Source organism: Phycicoccus sp. Root101 (assembly GCF_001426245.1).
Taxonomy (GTDB): domain Bacteria; phylum Actinomycetota; class Actinomycetes; order Actinomycetales; family Dermatophilaceae; genus Pedococcus.
This window is the reverse complement of sequence record NZ_LMCM01000006.1, coordinates 207,863-223,862: the sequence shown is the minus strand read 5'-3', so window position 1 is coordinate 223,862 and position 16,000 is coordinate 207,863. Positions and strand designations below refer to the sequence as shown.

The window sequence follows — 16,000 nt, the reverse complement described above, 5'->3', positions numbered from 1 at the left end:
CACACACCCCTCCGCGACGCGAGCCATGGCGCCCACCCTCGTGGGCTCCTGGGCGTCGGGACGGGGACGGTAGCGCCCATGTCCTCCCTGCAGGCTGCCGCACCGGCGAGCGATGATTCTCCACGTCCCTCGAGTTGCCCGCTTGTCCATGCGCGGCGTCAGGGCTCCTGACCGCTGGCTCGTTGGGTACGTCGTCCTCCAGCTGATCTGCTGCGCTCTCTTCTTCGGCGGACCTTCCGAGACGGTACGGACGGTGGGGTTGGTAGGCGTCCCGGTGATCGCTGGCGCCACCGTGACCACGGTGGCCCGCCTGCACCGGTTGGCGCGCGCACCGGCCTGGTGGGCACTCGCCGTGGGGAGCGTGCTGTCCGCTGCTGCCTGGGCTTGGATGCGCTTGGACCCGTGGTGGATCGGTGGCGTTGATCCCTCCAAGGCCGGTGCAGACGCCCTCTTCGTGCTGTCGTACCTGGTCTCGGCGGCGGGGCTGGTGACCTTGGTGGGGTGGCGGCGGCGCGACCGCGTCGCGGTCCTGGACGCTGGGATGCTCGGCGTCGGCTTCGGGGTGCTGGTGTGGGTGCTGGTGCAGCCCTCCGCGCCGACCGCTGGAGTGTCCGGCGAGGTGCGCTCCGCATTGCTGACGTACCTGGTCGTCGACGTGCTGCTCGTCGCGGTTGCCGCCCGAGTCCTGTTCGCCGATCTCCGCGGCCCACGCACCTGGCTTCTCGCTCTCTGGGTGGTGGCGCAGGCGGTCGGCGACATCGTGTACGCGGTGCAGGTGCTGCGCGGCTCGTTCCGGTCTGATGGCCCGCTGTTCATCCTCTGGCTGGCGGGCTACGTCGCAGTGGGTGCTGCGGCGCTGTTGCCGGACCGCCAGGTCCGCCGAGGATCGGGGCGCTGGCAGCGGGCATTCGGCCCGGTCGCCGTCGCCGTGGTCGTGGTGCCGCTGCCCGTGCTGCTGGTGGTGTACGCCGCCAAGGGAGTCGCTCATCACGTGCTCATCATCGCCATCGGCTCGGTGGTGATCACGGTCCTCGCGCTCGTCCGCGGGCTCGTCGTCGAGGGCTCGTCATCCGCGGCGGCCCGGGCCGCGGTGCGGTGGTCGGCCGTCCGGTTCGTGGCTGGCTTCATGGTGCTGGCACTGCTGCCTCTGGCGGGCCTGGCGTACGTTGCGGTGTATCAGTCCGAGGCCACGATGCGCGCCGAGGTGCGCGACCGGATGGAGGTGACCGCCTCGGTCAGCGCCCAGTACATCGGGGAGAAGCTGCGCAGCCTTGAGACGCTGGTCTCCTCCTATGCCGACCGTCCCGCCGTGGTGGGGGCGCTGCGGGCGCCCGGTGGCCCGGATGTCACCGCGCTGAACCTCCAGATGCAGTCGCTGCACGTGGCGTATCCAGACCTCAGCGCTGCTTGGGTGCTCGACCCGGCGGGCGACCTGCTCGCCATCCGCCCCGCCGCGACGTCGGTGGTGGGGCACAGCTTCGCCCACCGAGGCTACTTCCGCGGCGCCCTTGACCAGGACAGGGCGTACGTGTCGGAGGCGTACACCAGAGCAGCCCCACCGCACGAGCGGGTGATCAGCGCCAGCCGCGCGGTCCGCGCGGCGGACGGCCGGGTTCTCGGCGTCGTGGCGTTGGGGTACCGAATGGGCGCCATCAAGGCGTTCTCCGAGCAGTTGGCCGACGTGCAAGGTGTGCGTCTGACCATCACTGATCAGGCGGGACACCTGCTGGCGGGAACTGGCAGCGAGGCCGCAGGCCTCCCGGTCGCCGATGACCGGCGGGTTGCAGCCGCACTGACCGGCCGCTCCGGAACTGTCGAGGGGCAGGGTGAGGACGGAGCCTCCCTCTCCTCCTACCGGCCGGTCGGCGGTTCGCGCTGGGCGGTGGTCGCGGAAATCTCCGATGACGTCGCCTTGGCGGGCCAGCGGCGCCAGAGCGCTCGGTTGATCTCAGCCGCCGTGCTGCTCGGACAGGTTCTGCTGGGCGGAATGCTGCTGGCCGTGCGCGCTCACAACCGGCGACGCGAGGCCGAGGCGGTCCTCGGCGAACGGGAGGAGCACCTGCGCGGCGTCCTCGAGGCGGCGGGTGACGCCTTCGTCTCGGTGGACGCTGATGGCCGGGTCACCGCCTGGAACAGCGCAGCCACCACCGTCTTCGGCCACAACCGCGAGACCGTCCTCGGTGCTGATCTGGCCGACCTGGTCATCCCGCCCGAGGCGCGACCGGCGCTGCGCAGCCACACCAGTGTCGTCGGTGTGGTCGTCGACGAGCCGGAGCCCCAACGGGGTCGGCGAGTCGAGGTCGAGGCCATGCACGCGGATGGCCACCGCTTTCCGGCCGAGGTCACCCTGTGGCAGAGCACCACCCCCGGAGCACCCTCATGGAACGCCTTTGTCAGGGACGTCAGCGAGCGAACGCGACAGCAGAATGAGGTGGCCGAAGCACGGGACGCCGCGCTCCAGGCCTCACGGCTGAAATCGGAGTTCGTGGCGAACATGAGCCACGAGATCCGAACCCCCATGAACGGCGTGCTGGGCATGACGTCCCTGCTGCGGTCCACCTCGCTGGACCCCGTGCAGCGCGACTACGCCGACACCATCGCGAGCTCAGCCGAGGCACTGCTCACGGTCATCGACGACATCTTGAACTTCTCGAAGATCGAGGCGGGCCTGCTCGAGCTCGAGGCGGTGGACTTCGAGCTGAGGCGCCTCGTGGAAGAGGTGTCGGCCCTCATGGCACCCGCAGCCCATGGCCGGGGAACCGAGCTCGTCGTGCTCGTCGACCCAGGCGTCCCCGCCGCGGCGCACGGCGACCCGCACCGGCTGCGCCAGGTGCTGACCAACCTCGTCGGCAACGCCGTCAAGTACACCGACCGCGGGGAGGTGGTTGTCTCGGTGGCACCCGGAGAAGTCGACCCCACGCATGTGCGCATCGCGGTTCAGGACACGGGGATCGGCATCAGCCCGGACCAGCAGGGGCGGCTGTTCGAGGCCTTCCAGCAGGCCGACGCCTCCACGACCCGCCGCTTTGGGGGGACCGGTCTGGGCCTGACGATCAGCCGGCAGCTCGTGGAGCTGATGGGGGGCTCCCTGCACGTCCAGAGTGAGCTGGGGCACGGGTCGACCTTCTTCTTCGAGCTGCCACTACCTGCCGCGACCTCGCTTCCGGCGACGAAGCCGGCGCCTGCCGACCTCGCCGGCGCCCGCGTTCTCGTGGTCGACGACAACGCCACCAACCGCAAGGTGCTGGAGCAGCTGCTCACCTCGTGGTCGCTGCGACCGACATCCTTGGCCGACCCTCGAGGGACCCTGGTGGAGCTGCGCGAGGCAGTCCGGGACGGACAGCCCTACAGCTTGGTGCTGCTCGACATGCACATGCCCGGCAAGGATGGGCTCGAGGTTGCCGCCGAGGTGCACGCAGACGCCGACCTTGCCACCACCCCGATGGTCATGCTGACCTCGAGCTCGGAGGGGGCCGAGCGCGCCTGGGCGAAGTCGGCCGGGGTCGACGCCTACCTCGTCAAGCCGGTCCGCGAGATGGCCCTGTACGAATGCCTGCTCGATCTCTTGACCACATGTGAGCGGGACACCCCCGAGACCGCGCTGCGGGCATCCGCGGCCGGACGCGGCCATGTGCTCGTCGCGGAGGACAACCTCGTCAACCAGAAGGTCGCGATCGGCATGCTGACCTCGCTGGGCTTCACGGTGGACGTCGTGGAAAACGGTCGGCAGGCGGTCGAAATGGTCATCGGCGGCCGCTACGACGTGGTCTTGATGGACTGCCAGATGCCCGTCATGGACGGGTTCGCCGCCACGCAGCAGATCCGGGCAGCCCGTTCGGCAGCCGGTGTTCCCATCATCGCGCTGACCGCCTCGGCGCTGGATACCGACCGGGAGCGGTGCCTGGCCGCAGGCATGGACGACTTCCTCTCCAAGCCGCTGCACACGGACGTGTTGGCGGCGACTCTGGGCCGTTGGGTGGGTCATGACGCGACCAATGCGGTCCCCGACGAACCCGCCGTCGGGAAGTTCGCTGCCGATGAGGAGGTGCTCGACCCTGACCTCCTGGCGGAGCTCGTCCAGCTCGGGCCGCAGTTCTTCGACAGCCTGGTCGCGACGTTCGCCGAGACGGCCGCCGCCCGCATCGACGCGCTCGAGGCCGCGGCGCGGGCCGGCCACGGCGACGAGGTGACTTCGATCAGCCACTCGCTGAGAGGAAGCAGCGGGAACCTGGCGGCGCGCCGACTCGCCGAGCTGGCGGCTGAAGCCGAGGCGACCGCCATGGCTGGCCAGCCCGTCTCGATGGCACTTCTCAGCGACATCCGGCGGGAGTACGGCCGCGCCGTGACATCCCTGACCGCCGCGGCAGGAGATGAGCCCGCGGAGACATCCTGAACCCCTCAGGGCCATCGTGACCCGGCGCCCGGGAGAAAGGGCTTCATGTCGGGAGCGTGGGGCTGGACACCGCGCTCAGTTGTCGGGCCCGTTTGTCAGCATCCGGCGGCGCAGGACGTCCTCGTAGACGCGCAGCGTCTGCTCGCCGATGCTGGCCCACGAGAAGGACTCCACCGCACGCTTGCGGCCGGCCAGGCCCATCTGCTCGGCGCGAGAAAGGTCGCTCACGGCCTCGGTGAGGGCGGCGGCGAGGTCGTCGACGAACTTCTGCGGGTCGAGCGGGATGCCGCTGCCGTCCTGGTGCTGTTCGATCGGCACCAGCCAGCCCGTCTCACCGTGGACCACCACCTCCGGGATCCCCCCGGTCGCCGTCGCGACGACGGCGAGCTCGCACGCCATCGCCTCGAGGTTGACGATGCCGAGCGGTTCGTAGATCGAGGGGCACGCGAACACCGTTGCCGCCGACAGGAGGGCGATCACCTCGGCGCGCGGCAGCATCTCTGCGATCCACACGACGCCTTCGCGGGTGGCCTTGAGCTCGTCCATGAGGCCTTCGACCTCGGCCAGGATCTCCGGCGTGTCCGGCGCACCGGCACACAGCACGAGCTGCACGTCGGGGGGCAGCTGCGCGGCTGCACGCAGGAGATAGGGGAGCCCCTTCTGCCGGGTGATGCGCCCGACGAAGACGACCGAGCGCTTGTCCGGGTCGACGCCGTGGCGCCGCACGACGTCGAGGTCCTCGTGCTGCGACCACAGCTCGGAGTCGATCCCGTTGTGCACCACCTTGACCCGATCGGGGTCGATGCCGGGGTAGCTGCGCAGGACGTCCTGCCGCATGCCCTCGCTCACGGCGATGACCGCGTCGGCGCCTTCGTAGGCGGTGCGCTCCATGAAGGACGAGAGGCGGTAGCCACCGCCGAGCTGCTCGGCCTTCCACGGCCTCATGGGCTCGAGGCTGTGGGCGGTCACGACGTGCGGCATCCCCCCGAGCAGCGAGGCGACGTGGCCGGCGAAGTTGGCGTACCAGGTGTGGGAGTGCACGAGGTCGGCACCGACGCAGTCGCCGGCCATCGCGAGGTCGACGCCCATCGTCCGGACCGCCGGGTTCGCGGCAGCGAGGTCCGGCAGGTCGCCATACCCGGTCGTGCCCTCCTCGACCACGGGCGCACCGAACGCCCGCACCCTCGTGTCGATGTCACCGCGGTCGCGCAGGGCCCGGACGAGCTCGGCGACGTGGACCCCCGCTCCGCCGTAGATGTTGGGCGGGTACTCCTTGGACAGGATGTCGACTCTCACGGTGGCGAGCGTAGTAGCGGGACGGGTTCACGGACAGGGGTCGCCACAGGGGCGGGCATTCCCTAGGGTCAGCGGTATGCCGTACCGCCGCGGAGTGCCCAAGGTCCTTGCCATCGTCCTGGCTGGCGGTGAGGGAAAGCGGCTGATGCCGCTGACCGCCGACCGTGCCAAACCTGCGGTGCCGTTCGGGGGGATCTACCGCCTCATCGACTTCGCCCTGAGCAACATCGTCAACAGCGGCTACCTCAAGGTCGTCGTGCTGACGCAGTACAAGTCGCACAGCCTCGACCGTCACGTCACCAAGACCTGGCGCATGTCGACGATGCTGGGCAACTACATCGCCCCGGTGCCGGCGCAGCAGCGCATCGACAAGAACTGGTACCTCGGCTCGGCGAACGCGATCTTCCAGAGCCTCAACCTCGTCCACGACGAGAAGCCGGACATCGTCGTCGTGGTCGGGGCCGACCACGTCTACCGCATGGACTTCTCCCAGATGGTCAAGCAGCACATCGAGACCGGTGCGGGCGTGACCGTCGCGGCCATCCGTCAGCCGATCTCGCTGGCCGACCAGTTCGGCGTCATCGAGGTCGACGCGGACGACCACAAGAAGATCGGGGCGTTCCTCGAGAAGCCCAAGGACGCCAAGGGCCTGCCCGACTCGCCCGACGAGGTGCTGGCCTCGATGGGCAACTACGTCTTCGACGCCGACGTCCTCATCGACGCCGTGACCCGCGACAACGACCGCGAGGGCAGCCGGCACGACATGGGCGGCGACATCGTCCCGGCGTTCGTCGACGAGGGCCGCGGCTACGTCTACGACTTCAAGGACAACGTCATCCCGGGCGCGACGCCGCGCGACCAGGCGTATTGGCGCGACGTCGGGACGATGGACTCCTACTGGGACGCGCACATGGACCTCGTGTCCATCCACCCCGTCTTCAACCTCTACAACTACGACTGGCCGATCTACACCGACTACGGCCCGTTCCCGCCGGCGAAGCTCGTCCACGGCGCGATGGGCAAGTTCGGCGAGGCGCACAACTCGGCCGTCTCCCCGGGTGTCGTCATCTCCGGGGCCACCGTGACCAACTCGGTGCTGTCGCCGCGCTGCCACATCCACAGCGGGACGACGATCGACGACAGCGTGCTGCTCGACGGCGTCGAGGTCGGCCGCAACTGCGTGATCAAGAAGGCGATCATCGACAAGGGGGTCACGGTGCCCGAGGACACGAGCATCGGGGTGGACCACGACCACGACCGGGAGCGCGGGTTCATGGTGACCGAGTCCGGCCTGGTCGTCGTCGCCAAGTTCCAGGAGGTCACGAAGTGACGGGCGAGGGTCGCCCCATCCGCATCGGTGTCCAGCTCCAGCCCCAGCACGCCGACTACGCCTCGATCCGGCGGGCTGCCGCCGAGGCGGAGGAGATCGGCGTCGACGTCATCTTCAACTGGGACCACTTCTACCCGTTGTACGGCGACCCCGAGGGCGCGCACTTCGAGTGCTGGACGATGCTCGGGGCCTGGGCCGAGGCGACCGAGCGGGTCGAGATCGGCGCCCTCGTCACCTGCAACAGCTACCGCAACCCGCAGCTGCTCGCCGACATGGCGCGGACCGTCGACCACATCAGCGACGGCCGGCTCATCCTCGGCATCGGCTCCGGGTGGTTCGAGAAGGACTACGACGAGTACGGCTACGACTTCGGGACGGCCGGGGGCCGGCTGAACAACCTCGCCCGGGACCTGCCCCTCATCCGCGACCGCTGGGCGAAGCTGAACCCCGCCCCGACGCGCGACATCCCGGTGCTCATCGGTGGCGGTGGGGAGAAGAAGACCCTCAAGATCGTCGCGCAGCACGCGTCGATCTGGCACGGGTTCGGGACGCCGGAGACGGTCGCGCACAAGCACGCCGTGCTCGACGAGTGGTGCGCCACGGTCGGCCGCGACCCCGGAGAGATCGAGCGTTCGGCCGGGGTGTCCCCCAAGCCCGGGCGCCTCCCCGAGGACGTCGCCGACTACGCGGCCGGCGCCCAGGCCCTCCACGACATCGGCACCCGGTTGTTCACTGTCGGTGTGGGCGGCCCGTCCTACGACCTCGGGCCCCTGCGGGACCTGGTCGCATGGCGAGACTCGCACGTCGAGGGCTGAGACAGGTCGGTATCGTCCGAGCGTGCCCGACGTGATGCCGCTGACCCTCCTCGTGACCATCTCGGGCGAGGACCGGCCGGGTGTCACGAGCACGTTCTTCGACGCGATCGCCGCGGTCGGCGCCGAGGTCCTCGACCTCGAGCAGGTGGTCGTCCGCGGTCACCTCACCCTCGCGATGCTCCTGGAGTCCGGCGAGGCGGACGACCGCCTCCGCACCGTGATCTACGACGTCGGCGACGAGCTCGACCTCAAGGTCAAGATCAAGAAGGGGACCGGCGACAGTCGTCGTCGGCGCACCGGGCGTGCGGCGGTCGTGGTCCTCGGCGCGCCCCTGAAGGCCGGCGGCGTCGCAGCCATCACCGCCCGGATCGCCTCGCACGGCGCCAACATCGACCGCATACGCAGGCTCTCCCGGTATCCGGTCACGACCGTCGAGTTCGACGTGTCCGGTGCGGACGTGGACCGGCTCCGACGCGAGCTCGCGCTCGAGTCGAGCGTGCACGGGCTGGACATCGCCGTCGCGGCCGGCGGGCTGGCCCGCCGCGGTCGCCGGCTCGTCGTCATGGACGTCGACTCCACGCTCATCCAGGACGAGGTCATCGAGCTGCTCGCCTCGCACGCCGGACGAGAGGCCGAGGTGGCTGCGGTCACCGCGGCCGCCATGCGCGGCGAGCTCGACTTCGGCGAGAGCCTGCGCGAGCGGGTGGCGGTCCTCGCGGGCCTGCCCGTGTCGGTCCTCGACGACGTCCGTGCAGCGGTCCAGTTCACCCCGGGTGCCCGGACGCTGGTCCGCACCCTGAAGCGGCTGGGCTTCACGGTCGCCGTGGTCTCGGGCGGGTTCATCGAGATCGTCGAGGAGCTGGCCAAGGAGCTCGGCATCGACCACGCCCACGCGAACCGGCTGGAGGTCCGCGACGGCGTCCTCACCGGCAAGGTGGTGGGTGAGATCGTCGACAGGGCGGCCAAGGCGGCGGCCCTGCGCCGGTTCGCCGAGGCCGAGGGTCTGCCGTTGTCGCGCACCGTCGCGATCGGCGACGGCGCCAACGACCTCGACATGCTCGAGGCCGCCGGGCTCGGGGTGGCCTTCAACGCCAAGCCGGTGGTCCGCGACCAGGCCGACACTGCCGTCAACGTCCCGTACCTCGATGCCGTGCTCTACCTGCTCGGCATCACCCGCGAGGAGATCGAGGAGGCGGACGAGGCGGACGGCACGCCGACCCCCGCTCCGCCGATCCCCCACCCCTGACTCCTAGGCTGGTGGGATGCCTCCGTCAAAACGTCGAGCGACACCGACCCTCCTGATCATCGGTGGTGCCGAGGACCGTGTCGGCAAGGCCACCGTCCTGCGACGCTTCGTGCGCCTCGCCGGCGGACGCAAGGCGAAGATCGTCCTGATCCCCACCGCGTCCTCGTTCCAGGACGAGGTGACCGAGGCCTACACCGAGGTGTTCACGCGTCTCGGTGCACCTGCTCCGTCCGTCGTGAACCCCCAGTCCCGCCAGGAGGCGCACGACGACGAGCTGGTCGCCCTCGTCGACCAGGCCACCGGCGTCTTCATGAGCGGCGGCAGCCAGCTCAAGCTGAGCCAGCGTTTCCCGGGCACCCCGCTCGGCGACGCCCTGCACCGTGCGCACGACCGCGGCGCCGTCGTCGGGGGCACGTCGGCAGGCGCCTCGATCATGAGCCAGTTCATGATCTCGATGGGCGACGAGGGCATCACCCCACGTCAGCGGCACAGCCAGCTCAGCGCCGGCCTCGGCCTGCTCCAGGGCGTCATCATCGACCAGCACTTCGCGCAGCGGTCCCGCTACGGGCGCCTGATGTCCATGGTGGCCGCCTCCCCCAGCCTGATCGGCATCGGGATCGACGAGGACACCGCCATCGAGGTGCGCGACCGGTCCGGTTTCACCGTCCACGGTGCCGGCGCCGTGTTCGTCCTCGACTGCCGCGAGGCGGTGTCCGACGCACCGGACGCCCGGCGTGGAGCACCGCTCATGGTCTCCGGTGCGGTCGTGCACTCGCTGCCCGCAGGCGCTACGTTCGACCTCTCCGAGGTGAAGCTCGTCGACTTCGTCGAGAAGCACGCGGATGCCGCCGTGGCCCTGGCCACGGCGAAGGCCTGACCGGTCGCCCCACCGATCCCACCCCCAGCCCGAACCGCTAGGAGATCCCATGGCCGATCGCCCCACGCCCACCGGGCCCGCAGCTCCCGAGCTCTCGATCGTCGAGTCCCGCGTCTACCGCGGCGGCAACATCTGGTCCTACAGCCCGGCCATCCACCTCATCGTGGACCTCGGGGTGCTCGAGGGCTACCCGACCGACACCATCGAGGGGTTCACCGACCACCTCGTGGAGCTGCTGCCCGGCCTGGAGAACCACACCTGCTCGCGCGGGGTGAAGGGCGGCTTCATCGAGCGGCTCCGTGAGGGCACCTGGGTCGGCCACGTCGCCGAGCACGTCGCCCTCCAGCTGCAGCAGGAGGCCGGCCACGACCTGCGGCGTGGGAAGACGCGCGCCGTCAAGGGGCAGCCCGGTCGCTACAACGTCATCTACGACTACGCCGACGAGACGGTCGGCCTCGCGGCCGGCACCCTCGCGGTGCGCCTCGTCAACCACCTCGTCCAGGCCGAGGAGGAGTTCGACTTCACCGAGGAGCTCGACCTGTTCCTGCGCCGGGCGCAGCGCTCGGCGTTCGGGCCGTCGACCGGGGCGATCCTCGAGGAGGCCATCGCCCGCGACATCCCGTACATCAGGCTCAACAGCGCGTCCTTCGTCCAGCTCGGGCAGGGCGTGCACGCCCAGCGCATCCGGGCGACGATGACGTCCAAGACCGGCGCCCTGGCCGTGGACATCGCCAGCGACAAGGACATGACCACCCGCCTGCTGGCCTCCGCCGGACTCCCCGTGCCCAAGCAGGAGACCGTGCGCACGGCGGACGGTGCGGTGGCCGCGGCCCGGCGCATCGGGTTCCCCGTCGTCGTCAAGCCCCTGGACGGCAACCACGGTCGCGGTGTGTGCCTCGACCTGCAGTCCGACGACGAGGTGCGGTCGGCCTTCGTCACGGCCGAGGGAGAGTCCCGGCGCGGCTACGTCATCGTCGAGTCGCTCGTCGTCGGCCGTGACTACCGCTGCCTCATCGTGGGCGGCAAGATGCAGGCCATCGCGGAGCGCGTCCCCGCCCACGTCATCGGCGACGGCACCCACACGGTCGCCGAGCTGGTCGAGACGACCAACGCCGATCCCCGCCGAGGTGTCGGCCACGAGAAGGTCCTGACCCGCATCAAGGTCGACGACGCCGCCATCGCGCTCGTCCGCGACCAGGGCTACGAGCTCGACGGCGTGCCGCCGGAGGGCCAGATGGTCAAGCTCGCCCTCACCGGCAACATGTCGACGGGCGGCATCTCGGTCGACCGGACGTTCGACGCGCACCCGGACAACGTCGAGATCGCCGAGGAGGCGGCCCGCATGATCGGGCTCGACGTCGCGGGCATCGACTTCATCTGCCCCGACATCGCCTCCCCGGTCCGCGAGACCGGCGGCGCCATCTGCGAGGTGAACGCCGCTCCCGGGTTCCGGATGCACACGCACCCCACGGTCGGCGAGCCCCAGTTCATCGCCAAGCCGGTCGTGGACCTGCTGTTCCCGCCCGGCTCGCCCTCGCGCGTGCCGATCGTGGCGGTCACCGGCACCAACGGCAAGACCACGACGTCGCGCATGATCGCCCACATCTTCAAGGGCATCGGGCGCAAGGTCGGCATGACCTCGACCGACGGCATCATCATCGACGAGCGGCTGGTCTACAAGGCCGACGCGTCCGGCCCCCGCTCGGCCCGGATGGTCCTGCAGAACCCCCGCGTCGACTTCGCCGTCATGGAGGTCGCCCGCGGCGGCATCCTGCGCGAGGGCCTCGGCTACGACCGCAACGACGTCGCCGTCGTCACCAACGTCGCCCCCGACCACCTCGGCATGAAGGGCATCGACACCCTCGAGCAGCTCGCCGACGTCAAGGCCGTCATCGTGGAAGCGGTGCCCCGCAACGGTTTCGCCGTCCTCAACGCCGACGACGACCTCGTCCGCAAGATGCGTCGTCGGTGCTCCGGCGGGATCGTGTGGTTCTCCATGCAGCCACCCGGCAGCAAGGTGCGCGAGTTCATCGAGGACTACTGCCGCCGTGGTGGCAGGGCGGTCGTCCTCGACCACACCGACCGTGGCGACATGATCGTCATCAAGCACGGGCGTCGCTCGATGCAGCTCGCGTGGACCCACCTGCTGCCCGCGACCTTCGGCGGCACCGCGAAGTTCAACGTCGCCAACGCCATGGCGGCCGCGGGTGCCGCGTTCGCCGCCGGGGCCGGTCTGCACGAGATCCGCCAGGGCCTGCGCACCTTCACGACGAGCTACTACCTCTCCCCCGGCCGCATGAACCTCGTCAACGTGCACAACGTCGACGTGTTCGTCGACTACTGCCACAACGCCCCCGGCATGCGGGTGCTGGGTGAGTTCGTCGAGGGGTATGCCGCGCAGAAGGCCGGCCAGTCCGACCTCGGCAAGGTCTCGCGGATCGGCATGATCTCCACGGCCGGCGACCGCCGCGACGACGACATGCGCGAGCTCGGAGCCATCGCCGCCCGCCACTTCGACGTGGTCGTGGTCCGTGAGGACGAGCGCAAGCGGGGTCGTCCCGCCGGCGAGACGGCTGCCCTCATCGCCGAGGGCGCCAAGGGTGAGATCGGCAAGGAGGGCATCCGCTGCCGCCAGGTCGAGACCGTCCTCAACGAGGTCGACGCCGTCCGGCACTGCATGGCCCGCGCCAACCCCGGTGACGTCGTGGTGCTCTGCGTGGACCAGCACGCCGAGGTGCTGAACGAGCTCGAGCAGATGACCCAGCACGCCCAGGCCGGCGCCCACAACAAGGAGGGGATCGGCGACCCCGACCTCGACCCCGTGGAGATGCAGGTCGAGGCTCAGGCCTCCGGCGACGAGGCCGCAGCGGCCGAGGCTCCCGAGGTCGAGCCCGCCACCAGCTGAGCAGCACGACGAACGGCCCGACCCCACTGCTGCGGGATCGGGCCATCCGTCGTGGGGCGCCGGTCGTCGTGGCGGCGTGTGGTGCGGTCAGGCATCCCGCAGCTGCGCGGCATACCCGTGCAGGGCCCGCTGGTAGCTCAGGCTGTCCTCGTCACCGGCGTGGTGCAGCAGGGTGTCGATGAGGTCGGCCACCGCCTCGGCACCGCGACCGCTGTCGTAGGCCGCGAGGGCGCGGAACGCCTCGACGGCCACGCTGCCGGGCCGTTCGTGCGAGAGCTCGGTGAGCAGCGAGTGCGCGAGGTCCGGCTGGCCGGTGACGCGCAGGCTGGAGGCGAGCTGGATCCGGGCACGGTGCCGGTGCGGCTCGCGCAGCCCGCTGGCGAGGGCGTCGCGGTACAGGTCGATCGCGTCCTTCTCGCGCCCGGCGGCGTCCAGGGTCGCGGCGAGCTCGTAGACCAGGCGGGCGTCGCCGGGGCGTGAGGTGCGCAACGAGGTGGCCGCCTCGATCCGGGCCTGGTCGTCGTCCAGCTCCCACAGCTCGGCGATCTGCGTCTCGAACTCGTGCTCCCCGCGGGCGGCCACGACCTTGCGGCGGATGTCGTCAGGCCCGTCGGCCACGGCCCCCTGCTCGGCCAGCCACGAGGCCACCTGGGACCGCTCTGCGTGGCACATGAGCGCGACGACGTCGCCGTCCGAGGCGCCGGGAACGAGGGCCTGCAGACCACCGAGCTCGGTCGGGTAGGAGTCGATGTCGGCGACGCCGGCTCGCGCCAACCCGGTGCGCAGGTGGCCTTCGAGCTCCTCCATGGTCCGCCCGCGCAGGTAGTGCTCCTTGTGCGCCGCGACGATCCGGTCGGCCCGCAGGCCCGCGACCTCACCGATGGACTCCAGCAGGTCGTCCGTGCGGTCCCCTGCGAGGCCGAGGCCCAGGTGGACCTGGCCGCCGGGGACCTTCAGGCCGTGGGCGACGTCCATCAACGCGTCGAGACCTGCCTCGTTGTGGGCGAGGTCGACGATGACGGTGATGGCGCTGCCGTCCTCGCGGCGCAGCGTGTAGGTGTTCATCCGCCCCGGGTTGAGCTGGTCGTCGGGGGCGAAGCTCTTCAGGCCCTCGACGACGGCCGCACGAGGCAGGCCCAGACCGAGGGCAGCGGCGGCACCGGCGAGGGCGTTCGCGATGTTGTGGACCGACAGCCCCGACAGGGTCGCCGGAACGTCGAGGATGCTCACGAGGCGGTCGGGGTCCTGCCCGTTCTCCAGCACGGCGATGTCGCCGTCGAGGACGGTGATGGCCCGGCCGCCCGCGTCGAGCGCCTCCCGGACGGCCGGGGCGTCCGAGCGGAGCGTGAACACCCAGGGGCGCGCCTTGGTGCCCGAGCGCATCGCCCACACCCGCGGGTCCTCACCGTTGAGCACGGCCCAGCCCCGGGGCTTGGTGGCCTTGGTGACGATCGCCTTGACCTCGGCGAGCTGGTCGACCGTGTCGATGCCCTGGAGCCCGAGGTGGTCGGCGGACACGTTCGTGACGACCGAGACGTCGTTGGCCGAGACGCCCATGCCCTTGAGCAGCATGCCTCCGCGGGCGGTCTCGAGGATGCCCAGCTGGACGCCGGGCGCCGTCAGGACCGCGCGTGCGCCGGCCGGCCCCGAGTAGTCGCCGCCCTCGATGACCTCGCCCTGCACGACGATGCCGTCGGTCGACGACCAGGCGGTGCGCAGGCCTGCCGTCATGCCGATGTGGCCGAGCAGGCGGGTGGTCGTCGTCTTGCCGTTGGTGCCGGTGATCGACGCGACCGGGATGGTGGGGGTGATGAGCGACGGGCGCTCCCCCGGCTCGGCCGCGGCCACCTGGGCGCCGAGCGCCTCGACCTGGTCGTCCCCGTCGAGCCAGGACTGCAGGAGGGGGGCCACGCCCTCACCGAGCGCGCGCGCCCGACCACGGCGGCGCCATACGAAGGCCACCACGACCTGGGCGGGGTCGCTGCCGGGACGGGTCCGCACCCCAAGCCGGGTGGTGCCGCTGGCGGCGGCGAGGCGACGGGTGGCGCGCTCGACGAGCCGCATGACGAACCGCTGGCGCTGCTCGGTGCCCGGAGCGCCGGGTCGCGAGCTCTTCAGCCCGACCGAGCGGGCCAGCTTCTTGAGGTCGGCCTCGTCGGCGGACAGGTACCCGGGCAGCTCGAGGCTGACCTTGATGGCCGGCTTGGCGAAGTAGAGGTTCGGGCCCTCGAGGACCCGGACCTCGGTCGCTGCGACGGCAGGTGCGGACGTCATGCGGCGAGCCTAGTAGCGGCTCACCACCACGGCAGAACGGGCGTCACTGACCCATCGCGTGGACGCCGCCGTCGACGTGGACGATCTCGCCCGTCGTCGCCGGGAACCAGTCCGACAGGAGCGCGGCGCAGGCCTGGGCCGCCGGCACGGCGTCGTTGACGTCCCACCCGAGCGGGGCGCGGGTGTTCCACGTCTCCTCGAACGTCGCGAACCCCGGGATGGACTTGGCGGCGGTGGTCCGGATCGGACCGGCGGCCACGAGGTTGCAGCGGACGCCCTTGGGGCCGAGGTCGCGGGCCAGGTAGCGGTTGGTCGACTCGAAGGCCGCCTTGGCGACGCCCATCCAGTCGTAGACCGGCCAGGCGAACTTCGCGTCGAAGGTGAGGCCGACGATGCTGCCGCCGTCCTTCATGAGCGGCAGCGTGGCCACGCCGAGCGACTTCAACGAGTAGGCCGAGGCGTGGATGGCCGTCGACACGTCCTCGAAGGTGCCCTCCAGGAAGTTGAACGCCCCCTGCGGCGCGAACCCGATCGAGTGCAGGACCCCGTCGAGGTGGTCGACATGCTCGCCCAGCCGCTCGGCGAGGGTGTCGAGGTGCTCTTGGTCGGTGACGTCGAGCTCGACCACGGGGGGCGTGGTCGGCAGGCGCTTGGCGATCGTCTGGGTGATCTTGAAGGTGCGGCCGAACGACGTCAGCACGACCTCCGCACCCTGCTCCTGGGCGATCTTCGCCACGTGGAAGGCGATCGAGGAGTCCATGAGGACACCGGTGATGAGCAGCTTCTTACCCTCGAGCAGCATGGGCGGGTACTCCGATCTGGTGGGGTCAGGGGTGGTGCGGTGACGGTCGGGACCGGCGGTCC

The 16,000-nt window shown here is 70.7% G+C and carries 9 protein-coding genes; 6 read left to right on the top strand and 3 right to left on the bottom strand.

Annotation, left to right across the window (positions count from 1 at the left end; all coding sequences use genetic code 11):
• Positions 1-274: 274 nt before the first annotated feature.
• Complete coding sequence (locus ASC58_RS08365; protein WP_056918972.1) at positions 275-4,393, top strand: response regulator; 4,119 nt, start codon at positions 275-277, stop codon at positions 4,391-4,393.
• Positions 4,394-4,468: 75 nt separating this feature from the next.
• Here the strand turns inward: ASC58_RS08365 and glgA are convergent, their stop codons facing one another.
• Positions 4,469-5,689: a glycogen synthase gene (gene glgA / locus ASC58_RS08360; RefSeq protein WP_056918971.1), complete on the bottom strand. Its 1,221-nt coding sequence runs from the start codon at positions 5,687-5,689 to the stop codon at positions 4,469-4,471.
• 76 nt (positions 5,690-5,765) lie between these two features.
• Between glgA and glgC the strand changes: the two genes are divergently transcribed.
• From glgC to cphA, 5 genes are read left to right on the top strand one after another with little or no spacing between them, the layout of a single operon-like run.
• Positions 5,766-7,019: a glucose-1-phosphate adenylyltransferase gene (gene glgC / locus ASC58_RS08355; protein WP_056918970.1), complete on the top strand. Its 1,254-nt coding sequence runs from the start codon at positions 5,766-5,768 to the stop codon at positions 7,017-7,019.
• The gene (locus ASC58_RS08350) at positions 7,016-7,834 is read left to right on the top strand and encodes an LLM class F420-dependent oxidoreductase (protein ID WP_056918969.1); all 819 of its coding nucleotides are present in this window, start codon (positions 7,016-7,018) and stop codon (positions 7,832-7,834) included. Before glgC ends, ASC58_RS08350 begins: the two co-directional genes overlap by 4 nt.
• 34 nt (positions 7,835-7,868) lie before the next feature.
• Positions 7,869-9,080 (top strand): phosphoserine phosphatase SerB, encoded by a 1,212-nt coding sequence (gene serB / locus ASC58_RS08345; protein ID WP_056919254.1) that lies wholly within the window; start codon positions 7,869-7,871, stop codon positions 9,078-9,080.
• A 16-nt stretch (positions 9,081-9,096) separates the two neighbouring features.
• Entirely contained in the window at positions 9,097-9,957 is an 861-nt protein-coding gene (locus tag ASC58_RS08340; RefSeq protein WP_056914361.1) for a cyanophycinase, read from the top strand.
• A gap of 49 nt (positions 9,958-10,006) precedes the next feature.
• Complete coding sequence (gene cphA / locus ASC58_RS08335; RefSeq protein WP_056918968.1) at positions 10,007-12,862, top strand: cyanophycin synthetase; 2,856 nt, start codon at positions 10,007-10,009, stop codon at positions 12,860-12,862.
• A gap of 87 nt (positions 12,863-12,949) precedes the next feature.
• Here cphA and ASC58_RS08330 read toward each other — a convergent pair whose 3' ends face one another.
• Positions 12,950-15,136 (bottom strand): tetratricopeptide repeat protein, encoded by a 2,187-nt coding sequence (locus ASC58_RS08330; RefSeq protein ID WP_056918967.1) that lies wholly within the window; start codon positions 15,134-15,136, stop codon positions 12,950-12,952.
• 43 nt (positions 15,137-15,179) lie between these two features.
• A complete protein-coding gene (gene fabI / locus ASC58_RS08325) occupies positions 15,180-15,938 on the bottom strand; it encodes an enoyl-ACP reductase FabI (RefSeq protein WP_056914358.1) in 759 nt (252 codons plus the stop codon).
• Positions 15,939-16,000: the final 62 nt, after the last annotated feature.

What these genes read in the sequence shown, in the direction of transcription:
- serB (WP_056919254.1), top strand. Translation starts at nt 7,869, where the DNA reads ATGCCGCTGACCCTCCTCGTGACCATCTCGGGCGAGGACCGGCCGGGT.
- ASC58_RS08340 (WP_056914361.1), top strand. Translation starts at nt 9,097, where the DNA reads ATGCCTCCGTCAAAACGTCGAGCGACACCGACCCTCCTGATCATCGGT.
- glgC (WP_056918970.1), top strand. Translation starts at nt 5,766, where the DNA reads ATGCCGTACCGCCGCGGAGTGCCCAAGGTCCTTGCCATCGTCCTGGCT.
- cphA (WP_056918968.1), top strand. Translation starts at nt 10,007, where the DNA reads ATGGCCGATCGCCCCACGCCCACCGGGCCCGCAGCTCCCGAGCTCTCG.
- ASC58_RS08330 (WP_056918967.1), bottom strand. Translation starts at nt 15,136, where the DNA reads ATGACGTCCGCACCTGCCGTCGCAGCGACCGAGGTCCGGGTCCTCGAG.
- fabI (WP_056914358.1), bottom strand. Translation starts at nt 15,938, where the DNA reads ATGCTGCTCGAGGGTAAGAAGCTGCTCATCACCGGTGTCCTCATGGAC.